The organism is Vibrio sp. 1457 (assembly GCF_033340195.1).
GTDB classification, from domain to species: domain Bacteria; phylum Pseudomonadota; class Gammaproteobacteria; order Enterobacterales; family Vibrionaceae; genus Vibrio; species Vibrio alginolyticus.
Genome location: NZ_JAWOWA010000032.1, coordinates 1 through 23864, shown reverse-complemented (window position 1 = coordinate 23864; position 23864 = coordinate 1). Strand labels below are relative to the sequence as shown.

Here is a 23864-nt window from a genome sequence, read left to right as displayed (position 1 = left end):
ATTATCCTATTGCGGAGCACCCTCGCTTCTTAATCGAACACACAATAGGTAACCCATGGCTGGCGATAGAAAACGTGGATTTATCCGTCCTGATGAAGATGATTCGATGATCGAACCTCAACGTTGGGGGCTGCCTGATTATGGCGAGCCTAAAGCCAAACAAGCAAAACAAACCGCGTTCAACTATGACCCGGGGTGGGTGCCGAATTTTGATGAGCCTGAAGAAGAGCAGCCACTTGCGCTAACCGAAGAACAAATTGAACTGATTAAGCAAGGTGCTTATCAAGAAGGCTTACATCAAGGTCAGGAAGCTGGCTTTAAGCAAGGTTACGACAAAGGTAAAGAAGAAGGGTTGCAAGCCGGCCATGCTGAAGGTCTTGAGCTCGGAAAAGCTGAAGGGGTGACTGCAGGGCAAGAATACATTCAGCAGCAAGTTGAAACCTTTATGAACTTGGCCAATCAGTTTGCTCAACCTTTGGAGTTGATGAATGCTCAGGTTGAAAAGCAGCTGGTGGATATGGTGCTCTGTTTAGTTAAAGAAGTGGTGCACGTTGAAGTACAAACCAACCCTCAAATTATTTTAGATACGGTGAAGCAGTCGGTCGAAGCGCTACCAATATCAGGCCACCCTATTACCTTGCACCTGAATCCAGAAGATGTCGCGATTATTCGTTCAGCTTATGGTGAAGAAGACCTTAATTGTCGCAACTGGACGTTAGTTGCTGAGCCATCGCTCAATCGAGGTGACGTCCAGATTGAAGCAGGTGAATCAAGCATTAATTATCGCATGGAAGAACGCGTCAAAAGCGTATTGCACAGCTTTTGTGGCGCAAACCGTCATCAAGAGGGTGAGTAATCCATGCAAGCACTCGCTGACCGCTTAAAAAACTACAAAGTTGAAGGCCTTACGACGCGCCCTGTCGCCTCTGGCAAACTGGTGCGTGTGGTTGGGTTAACGTTGGAAGCGACCGGCTGTCGCGCACCAATTGGCAGTTTATGCTTAGTGGAAACCATGTCAGGTCAGATGGAAGCCGAGGTTGTCGGCTTTTCAGGTGACAACCTATTTTTAATGCCAAGCGAACAAATTACGGGCATTTTACCTGGCGCGAGAGTCACCCCTTTAACCAGTGACGCTGGTTTGCCTGTCGGCATGGAGTTACTTGGGCGCGTTATAGACGGGGTTGGGAATCCACTTGATGGACTTGGCCCTTTGTATACCGATCACCGTGCCTCTTTTAATGCCGAACCAATCAACCCATTGGCTCGAAAGCCAATTTCTGAACCGCTCGATGTTGGCCTAAAAGCTATCAATGGTTTGTTGACGGTCGGTAAAGGTCAGCGTATCGGTCTGTTTGCAGGTTCTGGTGTGGGTAAATCGGTCACGCTTGGCATGATGACGCGAGGCACCACCGCACAGGTTGTGGTCGTCGGCCTGATAGGTGAGCGTGGACGTGAAGTTAAAGAGTTCATCGAAGAGATCTTGGGTGAGGACGGTCGTCGCCGCTCAGTGGTGGTCGCGGCGCCTGCCGATGCTTCACCTCTAATGCGCTTAAAGGGGTGCCAAACGGCATTAACGATTGCTGAATACTTCCGGGACCAAGGGTTAGATGTTCTGCTATTGATGGACTCGTTGACTCGTTTTGCACAAGCACAGCGTGAAATCGCACTTTCTGTTGGTGAGCCGCCAGCGACGAAAGGTTACCCGCCTTCTGTATTTGCCAAGCTGCCAGCGCTGGTTGAGCGAGCGGGTAATGGAAGTGCCGAGCAAGGCTCGATTACGGCGTTCTTTACCGTGTTGACCGAAGGGGATGATTTGCAAGATCCGATAGCGGACGCATCGCGAGCTATTCTTGATGGCCATATTGTACTTTCTCGTGAAATGGCGGATGCAGGCCATTATCCGGCGATTGATGTCGAGAAGTCGGTGAGCCGTGTTATGCCGCAAATCACGACCGAAGAGCACGTTCTGATGTCAAAAGCGGTGCGACAGGTCTTGTCTATTTGTCGCAAGAATCAAGATTTGGTCTCGATTGGGGCGTACAAACCGGGTACCGATCCTGCTATTGATGGCGCATTTACTTTGAAACCGAAGTTAGACGAATACTTGCAGCAGAGCATGAAAGAATCAGTGTCATATGATATGTGCGTCAATATGCTTAGAAACATTTTGGGTGGGTAATAGCGCATGAATAATGCGATGGAGTTTCTACTTGAGCAAACTAAGGATCGTGAAGACCAAGCTGTGCTTGCACTGAACAAAGCGCGTTCTGAACTCGAAGATTATTACCGTCAGGTTGAACAAATTGAAAAGTATCGGCTTGATTATTGCCAGCAACTCGTCGACCGTGGTCAGGCGGGCCTAACGGCAAGTCAATATGGACACTTAAATCGATTCCTTACCCAGCTAGATGAAACTTTATCTAAGCAAAAGCAAGCAGAAAGTCATTTCAAAGAGCAGGTTGAAAACTGTAAAGAATATTGGTTAACCGTGCGTAAAGAACGCAAATCCTATGAGTGGATGATAGATAAACGCGAAAAAGAGAAACAACTTGCTGAAGCTAAGCGCGAACAAAAGCAAATGGACGAGTTTTCCACCTTACTTTACAGTCGAAAACCACATCGTTTCTAAACGTTATCGGTTCGATATTGCATTACGGTGTTGCAGTTGACTACATCTCTACCGATTCAAGTAAGGTAACTTTGATTGAGTCTTGTTCAATTAGCTCAAATACCTTCGGTCGAATCTCGCGAACCCACCACTCGTTGTATGTTTTTTCGTAGAGAGCCTGGCGTGCTTGTTCATTGTCGAACTCTCTAAGCCAAACAAAATAGTCATGTCCATCATCACCAGTGTGGACGTAAGTATTCAGTACACGCATGCCTTGTGAGCGTTGATAGGGCAACAGTTCTTCCTTCATCCAACTTAGCCACTGTTCTGTTTTGCCTGCTCTGATTCTATATTGGCGTAATTCTGTGATCTTCAAAGTGATTCCTTAATTGTTAAGTCAAATGTCTGTTTACGCTTATCGTTTTTCAAAGTCAATCAAGTAGCTGTACATCATGTTAGGAACCAGGTTCTCGGATAGTACTGTTGATGTTTGTTCCATAAACATGCCATCTATTAGCTTACCGAGAATTGGCTCAATATTGTGGTGTGATTTTTGCATTTTAGCTGTCAGTGTCGGGTCTTTTTGACCTTTGTTTGCCGCCAGTATTGCTGTCTGTCAGCGATACGCTCAGAGCCACGAGAACGAGAGTTTCTAAATGAGTGTGAATTTGTCCCATGTATCTGCGACTACCAAGACGCCAGTTTCTGATGTGTCCGCTAAAGCGTCCGCAGAGAGCACTGAGAGCAAGGGATTTTTAGAAACGTTAACCGATGCATTTGCTGGTAAACAAAAGCCCGAAAAAGTAGCAACAGAATCGACAGTGGTTGAAGAAAAAGAAAGAGCGGATGTAGGCAGTACTTCTTCTGCTAACGTCTCGGACGAATTGTTGGCGCAAGAAAGCCAAGAATCCGTCAGTGACGGGACCCATGATTTTGATGAAATATCAGCAAACAAACCGAATGCAACCTTAAGTGAAGAAGCAAGTTTACAAAAGGCGAGTAACAGCACACCTTTGGAGAATGATGTTGAAGCTATTGAAAAAGTGAAATCAACATCAATCGATACGAGCAACCCATCAAATACAGTGGACGTAAAAAGCACGATGGGCGAAGGACAACAGCTTCTTGGTCGAATTGAACAAGCGAATCAAACCCTGAATGCGAGTAATGCATCCATCGATAGTGGCAAAGTTTTGCCTCAGAGCGCGAATTTAGTGCATTCGTTCCACGAGCAAGCAACCGTTTCGAAACACCTTGATGAGCTGGCTTTGAATGAAACGCCATCAGTTCATTCGCTTGAACAAGCACAGATGATCCCAGGACAAGACTTAGAGCCAATTTTAGATAAGAATGGTCAACCTATCGATGTCGACAAACTTTCGCCTGAGTTTGCTGCTTGGCAAGAGCTAGAGAAACAAGCCAGCCATCCGACGGCTAAGAGCGCAGTCAGTGGTGAAGTAGCTAATGATCTGTCGCCGTTGTTAACAGACGTTGATGGTTCCAACATCGACGCGCTTCCACGAGTCTCCTTGGATGAACTTGAAGTTATAGATACTAAGTTGGCGCAAGGAAAACCACTGACTCAGCAAGAAGCTCAGATCATTGAAGGGTTGAAACAAGGAAGGATCACGGCGGATATTCCTGAGCAAGACCTTGCCCAATTTGTTGCGCTCCCTAATGACATTAAACAGATTCTCGCAGAGCAACAAGTACAACATAATTTAACTCGCCAGGCTGGACCTATGGCAGTGTCTCAACAAATCCAGCATACAGCGGCTCAAGTACCCCAGCCACAAACTGCTCATAGTGGAGAAAAAGTCGCATTATCTCCAACGCCCGATATGTTGATAGCCGCGCAAGTGCCGACGTCGCTTCAAGGTGTGAAAGACGGAGAGATTAGCCAGAAAGTAATGAACGCAGCATTGGCGACTGGTGCGCTAAAGGCGACTGCGGATAAACAAGATAAGCCGGACCTCCAACATGGCTTCGCTGGACAGCTTCAGGCTATGGCAGGCCAGCAAGGAATTAATGTGCAGCAACAAGCGCGTATTGATGCTGCACAACAAGCTCAGCTTCCGTTGCAACTAACTAAAGAGCTAGCCAACGAGCAAGTTGCGGAAAAAGTGCAAATGATGATGTCGAAGAATCTGAAAAATCTCGATATTCGTCTTGATCCACCAGAGTTAGGTCGTATGCAAATTCGTATGACCATGAATAATGACGTTGCCAATGTACATTTTACAGTGAACAACCCGCAAGCTCGTGACATTATTGAACAGACGCTCCCTCGTTTGAGAGAAATGCTAGCGCAACAAGGTATGCAGCTGGCTGATTCTTCCGTCCAGCAACAAAACAGCGGGCAACAGCAAGGTAGATATACTGCTGAACAACATGGTCAAAGCGCGCAAAGTGGCGGTTTTTCTGGACAGTCCGAAGAGGGTTTTGAATCTGATGTCAATCTGGATTTGAATGTCGCTTCAAAGCGTGATGGAATTAGTTTTTACGCATAAAAGGCCGTTTAACGGCAATGGAATATGGTTACCAAGCAACTCACTAAAACGTCTTGGTAACTCAAAAGAACAATAAGAGACAAGAATGGCAGAAGAACAGTTACAAGGGGCCGATGCGCCGAAAGGAAAAAGCAAGTTACTTATCATCATCATCGCTTTTGTAGTATTACTACTTGGTGGCGGAGCAGCGGCATTTTTTCTAATGGGCTCTGATGAACCTGCTCAGGCTGAATCGTCTCAACAGGCTCAAGTGAAGGCATCGGATGCTGCGCCCATCGCGTATGTGAATCTTCCTCAGGCATTTGTATTTAACGTTACTGGGGATAGCCGCGATAGGCTGGTTCAAATTAAAGCGCAGTTAATGGTTCGCGGTGCAGAAAATGAAGAGTTGGCGCGGTATCATTCGCCACTGATTGAAAGCTCTATGCTATCAACGTTTGCTTCCGCGACGGTTGATCAATTGCGCTCTCCTACAGGACGAGTGGAATTGCGCGATCGTGCTTCCGAAGATATCAAAGCAGCGCTGAATGCTGCGGTCGGTAAGCCAGTGATTGAAAAAGTACTGTTTACAGATTTTGTTATTCAATAGGTAAAACGTGACCGATCTATTAAGCCAAGACGAAATTGATGCGCTATTGCATGGGGTTGACGATGTTGATGACGTCGATGAACCGATAGAAAACGACACTGAGGGTGCCGTCAATTTTGATTTCTCGTCGCAAGACAGAATCGTACGTGGTCGAATGCCGACGCTCGAACTTATCAACGAGCGCTTCGCACGGCACATGCGTATTAGTCTGTTTAATATGCTGCGTAAAACGGCAGAGGTGTCGATCAATGGCGTGCAGATGATGAAGTTTGGTGAATACCAGAACACATTGTACGTGCCAACCAGTTTGAACATGGTGCGTTTTCGTCCGTTAAAAGGCACTGCGTTGATCACCATGGAGGCTCGTTTAGTCTTTATTCTGGTAGAAAACTTCTTTGGCGGTGATGGTCGATTTCACGCCAAAATAGAAGGCCGTGAATTTACCCCAACGGAACGCCGCATCATTCAGTTGTTACTGAAAATTGTATTTGAAGATTATAAAGAAGCGTGGTCGCCAGTGATGGGGGTAGAGTTCGAATATCTCGACTCTGAAGTAAACCCGAGTATGGCAAACATTGTCAGCCCGACAGAAGTGATTGTCGTGAGTTCCTTCCATATAGAAGTTGACGGCGGTGGCGGCGATTTTCATGTCGTTATGCCTTACTCCATGGTTGAGCCTATCCGTGAACTATTGGATGCAGGTGTTCAGTCCGACAAGATGGAAACGGACGTTCGCTGGAGCTCAGCACTACGTGAAGAGATCATGGATTGTCCGGTTAACTTCCGCGTGAACTTGCTCGAAAAAGACATTTCTTTGCGTGATCTCATGGAGCTGCAACCGGGCGATATCATCCCGATTGAAATGCCAGAACATGCGACGATGTTTGTAGAAGACCTACCGACCTATCGCGTAAAAATGGGTCGTTCGGAAGATAAATTAGCGGTGCAAATTTCTGAGGAAATTGAGCGCCCACATGTCGTCAAAACAGATTTAGCTTTCTTAGGTAAAGACATCATGTCCGAGCTTGAGAGTGAAGACGATATAGACCATTAAGATACCTTATAAAACTGACATGCTATGGCATGAGTAAGGCGTAACACAGGATAGAAAAATGGAACCAAGTGACGATCAAAAGCTAGCAGACGAATGGGCAGCCGCTCTTGGCGAAGACCCGTCTGCCCCTTCTGTAGACGTAGATGAAGTATTGGCTGCGCCACTGGAAGAGCTAAAAGACACTTCAAGCCCAATTAGCGAAGATGAGCGTCGTAAACTCGACACTATTATGGATATCCCGGTGACGATTTCGATGGAAGTCGGTCGTTCTCAAATTAGCATTCGGAACCTGTTGCAGCTTAACCAAGGTTCGGTTGTTGAGTTGGATCGTCTAGCCGGTGAGTCGCTCGACGTATTGGTTAACGGTACTTTGATTGCTCACGGCGAAGTCGTGGTCGTCAACGATAAGTTTGGTATCCGTTTGACGGATGTGATCAGCCAAACTGAACGAATTAAGAAGCTGCGTTAAGATGAGTCGTTCAATCAAAATGCGATTGAAGCAAATCACTGGAGCACTGAGCTTAATGCTAAGTGCTCCTTATGCATTTGCTGCCGCACCAAATAATCTGGATCTTGCGACGACACTTGGCTCGCTTGTGCTTGTAATCGGCGTGATTCTTTTGCTGGCTTGGTTGCTGAAACGTATGCAAGTGCCAGCGATGGGACAACAAAAGGGCTTGCGTATAGTGAGTCAGTTGCCAGTGGGTACAAAAGAAAGAATCGCAGTAGTTCAAGTGGGTGAAGAACAGTTTTTGGTTGGGATTACTAGCCAATCGATCCAAACTTTAGCCAAGTTAGATAAGCCACTGAAAGAGGAAGAGTTGGCGACCAATGCTTTTGCGACTCAATTTAGCCAGCTGATCAAAAAACATGACAAAGGGTAATCCAATTCGTTTGCTCCTGAGTACGTTGTTACTTTTTGTCGGCGTGCTGTTTTCTTCATTTACCTTTGCTGAAGCAGAGGAGTCAGCGCTGCCAGATAACTTAGCCGATGGAAGTGGTGTTACAGTTCAGGCTATGCAAAGTGATACTGGTGCTAGCCGTGCTATGTCCGTTTCTAGTGGCGGTGGTATTCCAGCATTCACCATGACCACGAACCCTGATGGCAGTGAAGACTACTCGGTTACACTACAAATTTTAGCGTTAATGACCATGCTTGGCTTCTTGCCTGCCATGGTGATTCTGATGACCTCGTTCACTCGAATTGTAGTGGTGATGTCGATATTGCGTCAGGCAATGGGTTTGCAACAAACGCCTTCTAATCAGGTCATTATTGGTATTGCGCTGTTTTTGACCTTTTTTGTTATGTCTCCTGTCCTGAACGAAATCAACGACAAAGCTGTTCAGCCTTATTTGAACGAGCAAGTCACGGCGCGAGAAGCGTTTGATGCTGCACAAGCGCCAATGAAAGCATTCATGCTTAAACAGACGCGAATCAAAGATTTGGAGACGTTTGTAACCATGTCAGGAGAGCAAGTCGAGAATCCAGAAGATGTGTCGATGGCGGTGTTGATTCCGGCTTTTATCACCTCAGAGCTAAAAACTGCATTCCAAATTGGCTTTATGCTCTTCTTGCCGTTTTTGATTATTGACCTTGTAGTCGCTTCGGTACTGATGGCAATGGGTATGATGATGTTGTCACCAATGATTGTTTCGTTGCCGTTCAAGTTGATGTTGTTCGTATTGGTCGATGGTTGGAACTTGATACTCTCGACACTTGCGGGCAGCTTTGCCCTTTAGATAAGCGCAGATAGAGGATAAGACATGACACCAGAAATGTTTGTCGAGCTTTTCCGTGAAGCACTTTGGATGGTGCTTATCATGGTCTGCGCTATTATCATCCCAAGCTTGCTTATCGGCCTTGTAGTCGCGATTTTTCAAGCTGCGACATCCATCAACGAACAAACATTGAGCTTCTTACCGCGTTTGATTGTCACGCTTTTGGCCCTGATGCTGTTTGGGCATTGGATGACGCAAATGTTGATGGAATATTTCTATGGCTTGATTGAACGCTTACCTCAGGTGCTTTATTAGAGGCGCCTATGGAGTACCCCACTAGCGTTGTCTTAGATTGGATCGCAAACTACTTCTGGCCCTATGTTCGTATCTCATCTATGTTGATGGTGATGACAGTAACCGGGGCCCGATTTGTTTCGCCAAGAATCCGCCTTTACCTCGGTTTAGCCATCACTTTCGCTGTCATGCCAGCCATCCCCGCCGTACCTCAAGACATTGAGCTACTCTCGTTTCGTGGCTTCATGACCATTGCCGAGCAAATGATCATCGGCATAGCGATGGGTATGGTTACTCAATTTATGATTCAAACCTTTGTCCTACTTGGTCAAATATTGGGTATGCAATCAAGTTTGGGCTTTGCTTCTATGGTTGATCCCGCAAATGGTCAGAACACGCCATTGCTTGGCCAGTTATTCATGTTCTTAACGACAATGTTTTTCCTTGCCACCGATGGACACTTAAAAATGCTGCAATTGGTGGTGTTCAGTTTTAAAACTTTGCCGATTGGCTCCGGCTCGCTCAACGCGGTTGATTTCCGTGAAATGGCAGGCTGGCTTGGTATTATGTTCCAAACGGCATTGAGTATGTCTCTATCCGGCATTATTGCACTACTGACCATTAACTTGTCGTTTGGTGTAATGACCCGTGCCGCACCACAGCTGAATATCTTCTCGCTTGGTTTTGCTTTTGCTTTGATGGTGGGTCTATTACTTTGTTGGTACATACTGGCTGGTCTATACAGTCATTATGAAATGTTCTGGACAGTGGGTGAGGCGCAGATTTGTCGGCTTATTCGCTTGGAGTGCTAAGATTTGGCAGAATCAGACGGTCAGGAACGCACCGAAGAAGCCACGCCCCGACGGTTACAACAAGCCAGAGAAAAGGGGCAGGTCGCTCGATCTAAAGAGCTCGCATCAGCATCTGTGCTGATCGTTGGCGCCATTTCATTGATGTGGTTTGGCGAGGCGTTAGCACGTTCATTGTTTTCCATCATGAGCCGTTTATTTGATCTTCAACGAGAAGAGATTTTCGATACTGCAAAACTGTTTGATATCGCTTTGGGCGCGATGAGTGATTTGTTGTTCCCACTATTTTTGGTGTTAGCGACATTGTTTACCGCCGCCATGATTGGAGCAGCAGGTGTGGGAGGAATCAGTTTTTCTGCCCAAGCGGCCATGCCCAAGCTGTCGAAAATGAATCCGCTTAGCGGTTTAAAGCGAATGGTTGGAATGCAAAGTTGGGTAGAGTTGATCAAATCAATCCTTAAAGTGGTTCTGGTCACTGGTGTCGCCATCTATTTGATCCAAGCATCGCAGGCCGATCTGATTCAATTGAGTATGGATGTGTATCCGCAAAACATCTTCCATGCTTTAGATATTTTGCTGAACTTTATTTTGCTGATCAGTTGCTCGCTATTGATTGTGGTTGCCATCGATATTCCATTTCAAATTTGGCAGCACGCCGATCAGTTAAAAATGACCAAGCAAGAAGTCAAAGACGAATACAAAGAGACTGAAGGTAAGCCGGAAGTGAAAGGCCGTATTCGTATGTTGCAAAGGGAAGCGGCTCAACGTCGAATGATGGCGGATGTTCCTCAAGCTGATGTTATTGTTACTAACCCAGAGCACTTCTCGGTAGCGCTTCGTTATAAACAGAAGACAGACCGTGCGCCAGTCGTGATCGCTAAAGGTACTGACCACATGGCGATGAAGATTCGAGAAGTCGCCCGCGAACATGACATTACGATTGTGCCAGCACCACCTTTGGCTCGTGCGTTGTACCACACGACAGAGCTCGAGCAAGAGATCCCCGATGGGTTATTTACTGCCGTCGCTCAGGTTTTGGCATTTGTATTCCAATTGAAGCAATACCGAAAACGAGGTGGACAGCGCCCGAAAATTCAAGATTATGATTTGCCAATCCCGCCCGAGCACCGTCATTGATACGAAAAGCGGTAAAGCCTTAAAAAAGCTCGTTTGATCAAAAGCTAAGCTCTATTTGAGTGTTTAGTCATTATTTTGGCGCTAATTATGGTACATAGATTGCTTAAAACGCTTTAATTATCAACCCTACCTAAACTTTTAGGCTAAAGCGGTCGCGTATTAATAGTAAGAGCTTACGTGACGCTTCAATCGATTGAGATCTCTCGCAGTATGAAGTTAAGCCTGCCGTTTGCAGATAAATTGCCACGAATCCCTCAACGTGAAATGCCAGCTATTGGTGCTCCGGTGATGGTTTTGGCCACCCTAGCGATGGTGGTACTGCCGATTCCAGCATTTTTGCTGGATATGTTCTTCACCTTTAACATCGCGCTGTCGATGGTGGTGTTGTTAGTGACCGTTTACACACGTCGCCCTTTGGACTTCGCTGCTTTTCCAACGGTATTGCTGATCGCCACGTTGCTCCGCTTGGCTTTGAACGTTGCCTCGACTCGTGTCGTCTTACTGCATGGTCATGAAGGCGGTAATGCGGCAGGTAACGTAATTGAGGCGTTCGGTAACGTCGTTATTGGTGGTAACTACGCGGTCGGCCTAGTGGTTTTCCTCATCTTAATGATCATCAACTTTATGGTGGTGACCAAAGGTGCGGGTCGTATCTCTGAGGTAAGTGCTCGCTTTACGCTTGATGCGTTGCCGGGTAAGCAAATGGCGATTGATGCCGACTTGAATGCCGGATTGATAGACCAAGAGCAGGCAAGAGTTCGTCGTTTTGAAGTGACCAAAGAAGCGGATTTCTATGGCTCGATGGATGGTGCCTCGAAGTTCGTAAAAGGTGACGCGATTGCCGGTATTTTGATTCTGTTTATCAACATCGTCGGCGGTCTGTCGATCGGTATGGCGCAGTATGGATTGGGTTTCGGTGAAGCGATTGAAATCTATACCTTACTGACAATCGGTGATGGTTTGGTCGCACAAATCCCATCGCTATTGCTGTCGATTGCAGCGGCAATGATGGTGACGCGCCAAAACACCGATGAAGACATGGGGGAACAACTGGTCTTCCAGATGTTCGACAACCCAAAAGCGCTGATGATTACTGCGGCTATTCTTGGTGTGATGGGCATCGTACCGGGCATGCCACACTTTGCGTTTTTGAGCCTGGCAGTCGCGGCCGGTGCAGCGGCATATTTCATCGACAAACGGCAGAAGCAGAAAGCGAAAGAGCCCGCTTTACCAGCAACAGCAGACGAAGGTACAGAACCTTCCTCACAGCGCGAACTGTCTTGGGATGACGTTCAGCCAGTCGATATTATTGGCTTGGAAGTCGGTTATCGCTTAATCCCTTTGGTGGACAGAGACCAAGGTGGGGAACTGTTAGAGCGCGTAAAAGGCGTGCGTAAAAAGTTATCGCAAGATTTTGGGTTCCTAATTCCAGCGGTTCATATTCGTGACAATCTTGAGCTGACCCCAAACAGTTACCGAATTACATTGATGGGGGTTGCGGTGGGCGAAGCAGAGATTCGTCCGGATCAAGAGCTAGCGATTAACCCAGGTCAGGTGTATGGCATGATTGATGGTGAACCAACCATTGACCCTGCTTTTGGACTGGAAGCCGTATGGATCCGAGAAGATCAGCGTGAGCACGCTCAGGCCTTAGGCTATACGGTTGTTGATTCATCAACGGTATTAGCGACGCACCTGAGCCAGCTATTGACCAACAACGCGTCACAGCTAATTGGTCATGAAGAAGTAGAGAATTTATTAGAAATGTTGGGACGCAGCGCGCCTAAGTTGGTCGAGAACTTTGTTCCTGACCAATTACCATTAGGTGTGGTGGTGAAAGTCCTACAAAACTTGTTAAACGAGGCCATTCCAATCCGCGATATTCGCACGATTGTTCAAACTTTGGCTGAGTACTCAAGTAAGAGTCAAGAAGCTGACATATTGACGGCAGCAGTTCGAATTAGTCTTAAACGCCTAATTGTTCAAGAAATCAATGGTATAGAGCCTGAGTTACCAGTGATCACTTTGATACCCGAACTGGAACAAATATTGCATCAAACTATGCAAGCATCAGGAGGCGAATCCGCGGGGATTGAACCGGGACTCGCTGAGCGATTGCAGTCTTCACTAAGCCAAGCGACACAGGAACAAGAACTGAAAGGCGAACCTGCCGTTCTGCTTACTTCCGGTGTATTACGCTCGACGTTGGCGAAATTTGTGAAGAACACAATACCTAATCTCCGGGTACTGTCTTACCAAGAAATACCGGATGAAAAACAGATCAGAATTGTGCAAGCCGTGGGTAACTGATCTCACGCATCATTAATGGATTCATAGTTTGAAAATAAAGCGATTTTTTGCCAAAGACATGAGAACGGCGCTGCTCCAAGTGAAAGAGGAGTTAGGCGCGGAAGCGGTGATCATGTCAAACAAGAAAGTGGCTGGTGGAGTAGCGATTGTTGCGGCGATAGATAGTGAATCTAATCCGCCTCAAGCAAGCGCAGCGTCACAGCAAAATCGCGGTGCTTCTCAATCGAATCGCTATAACGAACATCGTCAAATGTCATCGTCTTCTGCTGATCGTTACCAAGATCGTCATTTAGATGAAGATAAAATTAGCCTGAACAGTAATAACAGTAACAATGAAAAAACAGGCTCAATGACGCAGCGATTCGCTAATATGCTTAAGCAATATAGCGGTGGTGCAGCAGATGTTGACGACCACGTAGCGGAAAATGAAGATTCGCTCTCTGCTTTGCTGCAACGCCAAAATAAGCATCGCGACGGCTACAACCAAGAAAAGCCAGCGCCATATCAACCAGATTCACCTTTGGCGAAGCTAATCGCACAGGACAATCGATTTGAACGTCCGACGCCCAAGCTGGACCCGACGCGCTATGACCGACGTCGCCCAAGTGATGAGCGTGACGAATCGGCCGATGAGCTAGAAAGCATGCGCGAAGAGATGACGTCAATTCGTCGTCTGTTGGAGCACCAAGTTTCTGGCCTGATGTGGCAAGAAGTAGAACGCCGTGAGCCGCTAAGAGCGATGCTGATTAAGCGCTTAGAGCGAATGGGCGTTTCTCCGGAGTTAGCAGACCAGATGGCCTGTTATATCCCGGAAGATACAAAGCCAGCGCGAGCGTGGAAAGCGTTATTGTCGCTGGTGGCGGATCAAATCAATATTCCTAAACAGGACATTTTAAAACGTGGTGGCGTAGTCGCATTGTTGGGTCCGACGGGGGTTGGGAAAACAACAACCGTAGCGAAACTCGCAGCACGCGCAGCCATGGAATACGGTGCCGACAATGTGGCCCTTGTGACAACAGATACATATCGCATAGGTGCACATGAGCAGCTCTCAATTTACGGAAGAATCATGGGTTGTCCCGTAAGAGTTGCTAAAGATTCTAACGAGTTAGCCGATGTTATATATCAGCTAAGAAACAGAAGACTGATTTTGGTCGATACGGCAGGGATGGGGCAACGAGATGTGAGGCTTTCCGAGCAGCTCGACACTCTAATGCAAGAGAGCGGAGAAGTGATTCACAGCTACCTTGTTTTGCCGGCTACCGCACAACGTCGTGTTCTACAAGAAACGCTGGATCACTTCCGACGTATACCACTTTCGGGTTGTATTATGACGAAGCTTGATGAGTCATTAAGCCTAGGCGAATTCATCAGTGTAGTGATTCAAAACGCAATGCCAGTAGCTTACATCGCTAATGGTCAGCGCGTACCAGAAGACATTGTGATAGCGCAACCAAAATATATGCTTGCGAAAGCAAATGAACTGTTAGAGAAGTCGACAGAGAACGAACCTCACTTTTGGAACAGTGACAGTGAAGGACTCTAAGGCGGCGGACTACTATGACTGAGAATATGATACACGATCAAGCAAGCGGCCTCCGTCGCTTAACACAACCATCGTTGACCAAAGTGATTGCTGTTACTGGCGGCAAAGGTGGTGTGGGGAAATCAAACGTAACACTGGGTCTGGCGATTTGTATGGCTCGCCAAGGCAAGAAGGTGATGGTTCTCGACGCTGATTTAGGTCTGGCCAATGTGGACGTGATGCTCGGAATTCGTGCAAAACGTAATCTAGGACATGTCTTAGCGGGTGAATGTGAGCTAAAAGATGCGATTGTCGAAGGGCCTTATGGTATAAAGATAATTCCTGCAACTTCTGGCACACAGAGCATGACAGAGCTTTCTCACGCTCAGCATGCTGGACTCATTCGAGCATTTGGTAGTCTTGAAGACGAAATGGATGTCCTGCTGATTGATACCGCTGCTGGTATCTCTGACATGGTAATCAGTTTTTCGCGAGCAGCTCAAGATGTGGTTGTAGTTGTGTGTGATGAACCGACGTCAATCACAGATGCCTATGCATTAATCAAGCTGTTGAGTAAAGAACACCAAGTTCAACGCTTTAAAGTTGTAGCAAATATGGTCAGAAGCTACCGTGAAGGGCGAGAATTGTTTGCAAAGTTGACACTAGTCACAGAGCGATTCTTGAATGTTAGCCTTGAACTCGTAGCATGTATTCCATTAGATGATAAAGTACGACAGGCTGTAAAAAGACAAAAAATTGTCGTTGATGCGTTCCCACGCTCGCCTGCCGCTTTAGCTATCAGCTCACTAGCAAACAAAGCGTTGACGTGGCCACTACCGAAAACACCAAGTGGACACTTGGAATTTTTTGTGGAAAGGCTGTTAAATCGTACCGAATTCGCAGAGGACCCTTTTGGTGAATAAAGCGATAACCTATGACCAACATGGCAAATTTAATAGCCAGCAGGCGTTCATTGAACGTTATTCAGTGTTGGTTAAGCGCATTGCTCACCACCTACTAGGCCGTTTACCGCCGAGTGTTCAGGTAGAGGATTTAATTCAGGCCGGCATGATCGGTCTTATCGAAGCTCAGCAGAATTATGATGGTTCTAAAGGTGCGAGCTTTGAAACTTATGCAGGTATCCGTATTCGTGGCGCAATGTTAGATGACATGCGTAAAGGCGATTGGGTACCGCGTTCTGTTCATAAAAATAATCGAGAGATTAACCAAGCGATTGCGGAGCTGGAAGGCGAATTAAATCGAGATCCTACTGATTCTGAAGTAGCCACGCATCTCGGTATGACACTGGATCAATATCATAGTGCTCTTACCGATATCAACTGCTCAAAATTAGTCGGTATTGAAGATTTAGGCGTTTCTGATGATGTGATTTCACCAGCGGATGAAACCGATGACAGCAACCCATTCAAAGGGGTAGTTGATGAATCATTTCGAAAAGCACTGGTTGAATCAATAAAACAGCTTCCAGAGCGTGAAGCTTTGGTTCTTTCGCTTTATTATGATGAAGAACTCAATTTGAAAGAAATTGGCGATGTGTTAGGCGTAAGCGAATCTCGCGTAAGTCAAATACTGAGTCAAGCGATGCAACGTTTACGTACCAAGCTCAGTGCGTGGACACAAAATGACTAAAAACACTGATTTTACGATTCAGTGGAGGCAATTTTGAATAAAAACATGAAGATCCTTATTGTTGATGATTTCTCAACAATGCGCCGTATTGTTAAAAACCTGCTTCGTGACTTGGGTTTCAATAACACTCAAGAAGCGGACGATGGTTTAACCGCATTACCAATGCTGAAAAAAGGTGACTTCGATTTTGTTGTAACTGACTGGAACATGCCAGGTATGCAAGGCATCGATTTGCTTAAACACATCCGCGCGGATGCAGAACTTAAGCATCTGCCAGTTCTAATGATCACGGCTGAAGCGAAGCGTGAGCAGATCATTGAAGCTGCTCAAGCAGGTGTAAACGGCTACATTGTTAAGCCATTTACTGCTGCAACATTAAAAGAAAAATTAGATAAAATTTTCGAGCGTTTATAACTCTCTCTTTCTCTTTGTTATTCGAGTCATTCATACCAATTATTAAATACCTATTAAATGACTCGTTTAGCGTTTTCAAAGTGATAAGAAGAACTAAACGTAAAAGGGTCTATTCAGAATGATCTCACTAGAGCAGGCGAAGTCACTCGTTCAAATGCTAGAAAACGGGGAACAAGACCAAGCCAATATGCTTGTTGCCTCGATCTACGAAGGTGCCGATAACCCAATGCTGCAAGAAATTGGAGCGTTAACTCGAGACCTTCACGAATCACTCAAGCAGTTCAGTCTCGATCAGCGCATGACCGAAATTGCGAAAGACGAAATCCCTAACGCTAGGGATCGTCTCAATTATGTGATCGAGAAGACAGAGCTTGCAGCCAACAAAACAATGGATGCGGTCGACTGCTGCCTTCCTATCGCTGACAACCTGCATGATTGCCTTCTAAAAGTTCGTCCTCAATGGAATGAACTCATGCACGGGCGCATAGAATTAAGCGAATTTAAAGCACTGTGCCACCGAATCGACGGGCTATTAGTGCAAGTCGAAGGTGACAGCACTGAATTGCGCGGCCAGTTGACCGAAATTCTCATGGCGCAAGACTTCCAAGACCTAACTGGCCAAATCATTCGCCGCGTAATTACGTTGGTTAATGAAGTAGAAGGCCGCTTAGTGGAAATCCTAACCGTATTCTCTGGAAATAAACTTGAAGAACACATTCAAGTTTTGTCAGAACCGGCAGATAAAAAGAATACACAAACAAGCGAAGCCGAAGGCCCGATTCTTCATCCAGAACTGAGAGAAGATGCGGTTTCATCGCAGGACGAAGTCGATGACTTGTTGTCCAGTCTTGGATTTTAAAGGTAACGTATGAGCTACGATTTAGACGAAGATATTCTTCAGGACTTTCTCATTGAGGCTGGGGAAATTCTCGAGCTGCTTTCTGAGCAGTTGGTTGAATTGGAAAATAACCCAGAAGACAAAGACTTACTTAATGCTATTTTCCGCGGGTTTCATACCGTAAAAGGCGGTGCCGGCTTCCTTTCATTGGCAGAGCTAGTCGATACTTGTCATGGTGCGGAGAACGTGTTCGACGTTTTACGAAACGGTCAACGCACGGTAACGCAAAACTTAATGGATACGATGCTAAAAGCCTTGGATACGGTTAATACCCAGTTCCAGGCTGTTCAAGATCGTGAGCCGTTAGAAGCTGCGGACCCTGAGCTTCTTGAAGAACTTCATCGTCTATGCAAACCTGAGTCAGAAGATGAAGTAGCGGCAACCGTAGTTGAAGAACCAGTGGCTACTCCAGAGCCTATTATTCCCGAGCCTATCTTCGAAGAACCTGCTGCGCCGTCAGCACCATCAAGTGTCGGCTCTGTTGATGAAATTACCCAAGACGAATTCGAAAAGCTACTGGATGAGCTTCATGGTAAAGGTTCAGCGCCAGGCAACTCAATGTCTGCGACACCTACAACGCCATCTGAACCGCCTCAATCGAGTGCACCATCAGTTGAAAGTGGTGATATCACTGATGATGAGTTTGAACGCTTACTCGATGAACTGCACGGTGTAGGAAAAAGCCCTTCTACGGCAGAGGCTGCTGCATCTGTACCAGTAGAGCCACCTAAAGCGGCAGAGCCTTCCGCTCCAGTGTCATCTTCATCAAATCAAGACAGTGACTTAATGACGGACGAAGAGTTCGAAAAGTTACTCGATGAGCTACATGGTTCAGGTAAAGGTCCAACGCTAGAAGAATTGGATATGGCAACGAAGCCAGCTTCAGCAAACGTAGAGCAAAGCCCTGCGAAACCTGAGCCTGTTGCTAAGCCAACACCCGTTCAAGCAGCGCCAGCACCAAAGCCAGAATCTAAACCAGTCGCGGTAAAAGAAGAAGCCAAAGCACCAGCGGTTAAAAAACCTCAGGCTGAAGCAACCGTTCGTGTTGATACCTCGACGCTTGATACCATCATGAACATGGTGGGTGAGCTCGTATTGGTTCGAAACCGCCTATTAAGCCTTGGTTTGAATAGCGACAACGAAGAGATGTCCAAAGCGGTCGCTAACCTTGATGTGGTAACTGCGGATCTACAAGGCGCGGTAATGAAAACGCGTATGCAGCCAATTAAGAAAGTGTTTGGCCGTTTCCCACGCGTTGTCCGTGACTTGGCTCGTAACCTAAATAAAGACATCGTGCTAGAAATGCGCGGTGAAGAAACCGATCTCGATAAAAACCTTGTAGAAGCATTGGCCGATCCGTTGATTCACTTGGTGCGTAACTCGGTTGATCACGGTATTGAAATGCCAGACGCACGCGCGAAGGCCGGCAAATCACGTACAGGTAAAGTGATTTTGTCAGCATCGCAAGAAGGGGACCATATTGAACTATCCATCGTAGATGATGGTGGCGGTATGGACCCGAACAAACTGCGTGGCATCGCGGTGAAGCGTGGCATGATGGATGAAGATGCGGCGGCACGTTTAACAGATAAAGAGTGCTTCAACCTTATCTTCGCACCTGGTTTCTCAAGTAAAGATAAAATTTCTGACATCTCTGGTCGTGGTGTGGGTATGGACGTGGTTAAGACGGCGATCAATACCTTAAACGGTTCAATCGATATCGATTCTGAGCTAGGCAAGGGCACTAAGATTACGATCAAAGTACCACTAACGTTAGCGATTTTACCGACTCTGATGGTTGGTGTTGGCGGTCATCCGTTTGCTCTACCACTGGCTTCGGTGAGTGAAATTTTCCACTTAGATCTTAGCCGTACAAACGTGGTAGATGGTCAGCTGACGATCATTGTACGTGAGAAATCTATCCCGCTATTTTACTTACAAAACTGGTTAGCATCCAAATCGCAAAACGTCCAAGAGCGTACTGGTCACGGTCACGTGGTGATTGTACAGATTGGTAACCAACGCGTTGGTTTTGTTGTGGATACGCTTATTGGTCAAGAAGAAGTGGTTATTAAGCCACTCGATAATCTATTACAGGGCACTCCAGGTATGGCTGGTGCGACAATTACTAGCGATGGCCATATTGCATTAATTCTAGATGTGCCTGATTTACTTAAGCGATATGCTGCGGCTTCACGCCTTTAAGCAAAGCTGACGTTATTAAAAGGAATAAGATGGCGATTAAAGTACTAGTCGTTGATGATTCGAGTTTTTTCCGACGTCGCGTGAGCGAAATCATCAACTCAGAATCGCGCCTAGAAGTGATTGACGTTGCGGTAAATGGTAGAGAGGCGGTTGAGAAAGCCAAATCTCTCAAACCTGACGTCATCACGATGGATATTGAAATGCCAGTGATGGATGGCATTACAGCTGTACGTGAAATAATGGCCGCTGCTCCAACGCCAATTCTAATGTTTTCGTCCCTGACCCACGACGGGGCGAAAGCTACGCTTGATGCGCTAGATGCGGGCGCATTGGACTTCTTACCGAAAAAGTTTGAGGACATTGCGCGTAACCGTGAAGAAGCGGTGTCATTACTTCAACAGCGTGTGATTCAGATTGCCTCGAAGCGCGCTTTCATGCGTCGACCTATCGCTCGCCCAACAGCGAGTACCAGCACGACTACTCGATCATTAGGTTCAAGAACGGCTTCACCTGTGACTCCAACACCAACTCGACCTGCTGCGACAAAGTACCGTGCTTCTGGTAAGAAGTATCAACTGACGGCAATTGGCACATCAACAGGTGGCCCCGTTGCTCTACAAAAAATTCTGACGCGCTTGCCGATGAACTATCCGCATCCGATTGTATTGATTCAACACATGCCAGCAACGTTTACTGCTGCGTTTGCCAGTCGTTTGAACACCTTGTGTAAGATTCAAGTGAAAGAAGCACAAGATGGCGATGTGTTACAGCCCGGTGTGGCATACCTTGCACCAGGTGGGAAACAAATGATGGTGGATGGACGAGCGGGCGCTGCTCGTCTTCGCATTATTGATGGCGGCGATCGCATGAACTACAAACCATGTGTGGATGTGACTTTTGGTTCTGCCGCAAAAGTATATGGCGACAAAGTGCTCTCTTTAGTGTTGACAGGCATGGGTGCAGACGGTCGTGAGGGCGCTCGCATGTTGAAGTCTGCAGGCTCAACTATTTGGGCACAAGATGAAGAAAGTTGTGTTGTTTATGGCATGCCCCAAGCGGTTGCTAAAGCAGGCATTTCTTCAGAAGATTTACCGCTTGACCGCATCGCTGAACGCATGTTGGTGGAAGTTGGCCTAGCTTAGGATTCATCATGATTGTTTGGAGTGTAGCTAACCAGAAAGGAGGCGTGGGTAAAACCACCTCAACAGTGACATTGGCGGGCTTATTGAGCCAGAAAGGCCATCGAGTATTGATGGTTGATACTGATCCTCACGCCTCACTGACTACTTATCTCGGTTATGATCCTGATGCAGTAACTTCGAGCCTATTTGATTTATTCCAGTTGAAGACGTTTTCTCGTGAGACGGTTAAACCGTTGATTTTAGAAACAGAGCTGGAAGGAATGGATATCATTCCCGCGCATATGTCCCTTGCCACGCTTGATCGCGTAATGGGTAATCGCAGTGGTATGGGATTAATCTTAAAACGGGCGCTGCAAACTGTCTCACAAGACTATGATTATGTGTTGATTGACTGTCCGCCAATCCTTGGCGTGATGATGGTGAACGCGTTGGCAGCCAGTGACCGAATTTTGATTCCTGTTCAAACAGAGTTTTTGGCAATGAAAGGTCTAGAGCGCATGATGCGTACGCTAACCATTATGCAAAAATCTCGCCCGGGCGGTTTCAAAGTGACTATCGTCCCAACCATGTACGATAAGCGCACGAAAGCGTCATTGCAGACATTGATGCAACTGAAAAAAGATTACCCAAATCAAGTGTGGACCTCAGCGGTGCCTATTGATACCAAGTTCCGCGATGCCAGTTTAAAGCACTTGCCAGCTTCGCATTTTGCATCTGGTAGCCGTGGTGTGTTTGCCTATAAACAGCTACTGATTTACCTGGAGAGGTTGGCGTTCGATGAGCAGTAATGATGTGCTGTCCAGTGAACAAGCACTTGATGACTACTTTAATGCATTACTGGATGATGAAACTGAAATAACGACTCTTGAGGAAGACCTTGACCTGTTGGCTCAAGAGGTATCATCTGCAGAGCCAGAGCCAGAGCCAGAGCCAGAGCCAGAGCCAGAGCCAGAGCCAGAGCCAGAGCCAGAGCCAGAGCCAGAATTGCAGCTACAATACTCGGAGCCAGAAACGTACCAGTTTCAAGAAACATATCCGCCAGAGTTGGAAGCTCCAAACCTGGAAGATGTTCAAAGGCTATTAAGTCAGCTTGAAGCAAGCAACCCAGTGGCTGAGTTGGATATTGATAGTATTCTTGAACAAAATACGATTGATATTGCAGCAGAGATAAAAGCGGCTGAGCCTGAGGTACAAACCTTTAGTGAGGTGCCTGAGCTTCAGGGTGTTGAGGAAATACAGGACTGGGTGATTGATGAGCCAGTTTTTGAAGAAGCTCAACCAGAGGTGGATGAACCTCACGCAGTGATCGAACAAAGTATCAATATAGAATCGAACGTCGATACTGAACTCGAAACACAAGCAGATTCCGATATACCAACGGCCTGGGAGAGTACGAAGCGAAGTGAGGACTTCCAAGTTCTTTACTTTGATGTGAATGGTGTCACGTTTGCTGTACCTCTTGATGAGTTAGGTGGTATTCATCGCATTAGCGAGCTTAACCATTTGATAGGAAAACCCGCCTGGTATTTGGGGCTACAAACAAATCGCGAGCAACAGTTTGATGTCGTCGATACCGCGAAATGGGTGATGGCAGATAAGCTTCGTGATGATAGCTATAAAGATAACTACCAATATGTCGTCATGCTTGGTGAGAGCATGTGGGGGTTGGCCAGTAACCAATTAATGGGGACTGAAACGCTTAATATCGACAAGGTTCGCTGGCGTGAGCAGGCGGGTAAACGCCCTTGGCTAGCGGGCATGGTAAAAGAAAAAATGTGTGCCTTAATTCATGTCCAGGCGCTCATTGACATGCTAAACGCCGGTTTAGATGTCAAATCACTGAATTAGATTTAAGTCGGGAACGACATTAACGAGGATTAACTATGTCTCAAGCTTTTGAAGTAGAAGTGAAGAAAGATGCATCGAATGACGAAGTTCTTCAGTGGGTGACGTTCCAGCTAGAAGAAGAAACGTACGGCATCAACGTAATGCAAGTTCGTGAAGTACTTCGTTATACTGAAATTGCCCCTGTTCCAGGTGCACCAGATTATGTACTTGGTATCATCAACCTACGCGGTAATGTAGTTACTGTTATCGATACACGTTCACGTTTTGGCCTGATGGAAGGCGAAGTCACTGACAACACTCGTATTATTGTGATCGAGTCTGAGCGTCAAGTGATTGGTATCTTAGTAGATAGCGTGGCAGAAGTTGTTTATCTGCGTTCTTCTGAAATTGATACGACGCCTTCAGTTGGTACCGACGAGAGTGCGAAGTTCATCCAGGGTGTGAGCAACCGTGACGGCAAGCTTCTTATCCTTGTGGATTTGAACAAGCTGCTAACAGATGACGAGTGGGACGAGATGGCTCACCTTTAATGGCTGAATGATGATGGCTGAAGAGACTCTTTTATCTGCTCCATTCCTTGCGGGTGGCGTCGCTTTTATCGTGTTAGTATTGGTTGTTTTGCAACTGCGGATTCGCTCGGGGTTACAAAAGCAGTTAGACCAACAACGAGCTCAATCTCGACACGCAGATAAAGAAGTGCAAAAGTTGAGTAAGCAGTTACTCGAAGTGCGCTCGGTTGTTGTTGGTCTTGGACAAAAAGTGACCGAGCAACAAGACATTATTCAGCACTTAAACGAGAGAATTCGCGAACTCGAACACGCTGATACTGATGGTCGCTTGTACAGTCGCGCTTCTAAAATGGTACAGCTTGGCGCTGATATCAACGAGCTGATTGAAGAGTGCGAACTACCAAAAGCCGAAGCTGAGTTGATGCTTTCACTGCAGAAGAAACTGGCGGGGAAAGAGAAGATTCCACCATTAAGTGGTCAGCCATCAGATGACTCAGAATATCCAACGCGTGGACGTCGTCGACGCTAAAGGTTATCAAGCGAAAAAAAGAGGCGTTATTACGCCTCTTTTTTTGTTTTCAGCCCTAAACCACCTACTTCAGTAGGTGGTTATCATCCGTTTCGGCTTTGCCTGTAAAACTAC

Annotated in this window: 26 protein-coding genes; 24 read left to right on the top strand and 2 right to left on the bottom strand. The window is 46.5% G+C overall.

Annotated elements, in window-relative coordinates:
* Positions 1–55: 55 nt before the first annotated feature.
* The 3 genes from fliH to fliJ are packed head-to-tail and all read left to right on the top strand — an operon-like array spanning position 56 to position 2629.
* Positions 56–856, top strand: a complete 801-nt coding sequence (fliH, locus tag R7Z41_RS21730; protein WP_005394317.1) for a flagellar assembly protein FliH — start codon at positions 56–58, stop codon at positions 854–856.
* A gap of 3 nt (positions 857–859) precedes the next feature.
* Positions 860–2179 (top strand): flagellar protein export ATPase FliI, encoded by a 1320-nt coding sequence (gene fliI, locus R7Z41_RS21725; protein ID WP_005394315.1) that lies wholly within the window; start codon positions 860–862, stop codon positions 2177–2179.
* A 6-nt stretch (positions 2180–2185) separates the two neighbouring features.
* Complete coding sequence (gene fliJ / locus R7Z41_RS21720; RefSeq protein ID WP_005380474.1) at positions 2186–2629, top strand: flagellar export protein FliJ; 444 nt, start codon at positions 2186–2188, stop codon at positions 2627–2629.
* Between the two features lie 40 nt (positions 2630–2669).
* Here the strand turns inward: fliJ and R7Z41_RS21715 are convergent, their stop codons facing one another.
* On the bottom strand, positions 2670–2984 hold the full coding sequence (locus tag R7Z41_RS21715) for an NIPSNAP family protein (protein WP_005380475.1): 315 nt from the start codon (positions 2982–2984) through the stop codon (positions 2670–2672).
* Positions 2985–3023: 39 nt separating this feature from the next.
* Complete coding sequence (locus R7Z41_RS21710; protein ID WP_005394314.1) at positions 3024–3167, bottom strand: hypothetical protein; 144 nt, start codon at positions 3165–3167, stop codon at positions 3024–3026.
* A 97-nt stretch (positions 3168–3264) separates the two neighbouring features.
* Here R7Z41_RS21710 and R7Z41_RS21705 point away from each other — a divergent pair, with 97 nt between their 5' ends.
* The 21 genes from R7Z41_RS21705 (at position 3265) to R7Z41_RS21605 (ending at position 23750) form a co-directional block, all read left to right on the top strand.
* Positions 3265–5118 (top strand): flagellar hook-length control protein FliK, encoded by a 1854-nt coding sequence (locus tag R7Z41_RS21705; protein ID WP_005394313.1) that lies wholly within the window; start codon positions 3265–3267, stop codon positions 5116–5118.
* A gap of 85 nt (positions 5119–5203) precedes the next feature.
* Positions 5204–5707 (top strand): flagellar basal body-associated protein FliL, encoded by a 504-nt coding sequence (gene fliL, locus R7Z41_RS21700; RefSeq protein ID WP_005394312.1) that lies wholly within the window; start codon positions 5204–5206, stop codon positions 5705–5707.
* Between the two features lie 7 nt (positions 5708–5714).
* On the top strand, positions 5715–6761 hold the full coding sequence (gene fliM, locus R7Z41_RS21695) for a flagellar motor switch protein FliM (protein ID WP_005380478.1): 1047 nt from the start codon (positions 5715–5717) through the stop codon (positions 6759–6761).
* Between the two features lie 58 nt (positions 6762–6819).
* Positions 6820–7230, top strand: coding sequence for a flagellar motor switch protein FliN (gene fliN / locus R7Z41_RS21690; protein WP_005380479.1), 411 nt, complete (start codon positions 6820–6822; stop codon positions 7228–7230).
* A gap of 1 nt (position 7231) precedes the next feature.
* On the top strand, positions 7232–7645 hold the full coding sequence (gene fliO, locus R7Z41_RS21685) for a flagellar biosynthetic protein FliO (protein WP_005380480.1): 414 nt from the start codon (positions 7232–7234) through the stop codon (positions 7643–7645).
* The gene (gene fliP, locus R7Z41_RS21680; protein ID WP_005394311.1) at positions 7632–8501 is read left to right on the top strand and encodes a flagellar type III secretion system pore protein FliP; all 870 of its coding nucleotides are present in this window, start codon (positions 7632–7634) and stop codon (positions 8499–8501) included. Before fliO ends, fliP begins: the two co-directional genes overlap by 14 nt.
* A 24-nt stretch (positions 8502–8525) precedes the next feature.
* Complete coding sequence (gene fliQ, locus R7Z41_RS21675; RefSeq protein ID WP_005380488.1) at positions 8526–8795, top strand: flagellar biosynthesis protein FliQ; 270 nt, start codon at positions 8526–8528, stop codon at positions 8793–8795.
* Positions 8796–8803: 8 nt separating this feature from the next.
* The gene (fliR, locus tag R7Z41_RS21670; RefSeq protein WP_005384463.1) at positions 8804–9586 is read left to right on the top strand and encodes a flagellar biosynthetic protein FliR; all 783 of its coding nucleotides are present in this window, start codon (positions 8804–8806) and stop codon (positions 9584–9586) included.
* A 3-nt stretch (positions 9587–9589) separates the two neighbouring features.
* Positions 9590–10720: a flagellar biosynthesis protein FlhB gene (gene flhB / locus R7Z41_RS21665; protein WP_005380490.1), complete on the top strand. Its 1131-nt coding sequence runs from the start codon at positions 9590–9592 to the stop codon at positions 10718–10720.
* Positions 10721–10930: 210 nt separating this feature from the next.
* Positions 10931–13030, top strand: coding sequence for a flagellar biosynthesis protein FlhA (gene flhA / locus R7Z41_RS21660; RefSeq protein ID WP_025998722.1), 2100 nt, complete (start codon positions 10931–10933; stop codon positions 13028–13030).
* Between the two features lie 28 nt (positions 13031–13058).
* A complete protein-coding gene (gene flhF / locus R7Z41_RS21655; protein WP_206970963.1) occupies positions 13059–14576 on the top strand; it encodes a flagellar biosynthesis protein FlhF in 1518 nt (505 codons plus the stop codon).
* A gap of 14 nt (positions 14577–14590) precedes the next feature.
* The gene (locus R7Z41_RS21650) at positions 14591–15478 is read left to right on the top strand and encodes a MinD/ParA family protein (protein ID WP_005380498.1); all 888 of its coding nucleotides are present in this window, start codon (positions 14591–14593) and stop codon (positions 15476–15478) included.
* On the top strand, positions 15471–16205 hold the full coding sequence (locus tag R7Z41_RS21645) for an RNA polymerase sigma factor FliA (protein ID WP_005380499.1): 735 nt from the start codon (positions 15471–15473) through the stop codon (positions 16203–16205). Before R7Z41_RS21650 ends, R7Z41_RS21645 begins: the two co-directional genes overlap by 8 nt.
* A 45-nt stretch (positions 16206–16250) precedes the next feature.
* A complete protein-coding gene (cheY, locus tag R7Z41_RS21640; RefSeq protein ID WP_017635949.1) occupies positions 16251–16619 on the top strand; it encodes a chemotaxis response regulator CheY in 369 nt (122 codons plus the stop codon).
* 118 nt (positions 16620–16737) lie between these two features.
* Positions 16738–17478, top strand: a complete 741-nt coding sequence (locus R7Z41_RS21635) for a protein phosphatase CheZ (protein WP_005380502.1) — start codon at positions 16738–16740, stop codon at positions 17476–17478.
* 9 nt (positions 17479–17487) lie between these two features.
* A complete protein-coding gene (locus R7Z41_RS21630) occupies positions 17488–19722 on the top strand; it encodes a chemotaxis protein CheA (RefSeq protein ID WP_053304429.1) in 2235 nt (744 codons plus the stop codon).
* Positions 19723–19751: 29 nt separating this feature from the next.
* Complete coding sequence (locus R7Z41_RS21625) at positions 19752–20864, top strand: chemotaxis response regulator protein-glutamate methylesterase (RefSeq protein ID WP_025767174.1); 1113 nt, start codon at positions 19752–19754, stop codon at positions 20862–20864.
* Between the two features lie 8 nt (positions 20865–20872).
* A complete protein-coding gene (locus tag R7Z41_RS21620) occupies positions 20873–21652 on the top strand; it encodes a ParA family protein (RefSeq protein ID WP_005380505.1) in 780 nt (259 codons plus the stop codon).
* Positions 21642–22712, top strand: coding sequence for a chemotaxis protein CheW (locus R7Z41_RS21615; protein WP_318136413.1), 1071 nt, complete (start codon positions 21642–21644; stop codon positions 22710–22712). Before R7Z41_RS21620 ends, R7Z41_RS21615 begins: the two co-directional genes overlap by 11 nt.
* 35 nt (positions 22713–22747) lie before the next feature.
* The gene (locus R7Z41_RS21610) at positions 22748–23242 is read left to right on the top strand and encodes a chemotaxis protein CheW (protein ID WP_005380507.1); all 495 of its coding nucleotides are present in this window, start codon (positions 22748–22750) and stop codon (positions 23240–23242) included.
* A 13-nt stretch (positions 23243–23255) separates the two neighbouring features.
* On the top strand, positions 23256–23750 hold the full coding sequence (locus tag R7Z41_RS21605) for a DUF2802 domain-containing protein (protein WP_025767176.1): 495 nt from the start codon (positions 23256–23258) through the stop codon (positions 23748–23750).
* Positions 23751–23864: the final 114 nt, after the last annotated feature.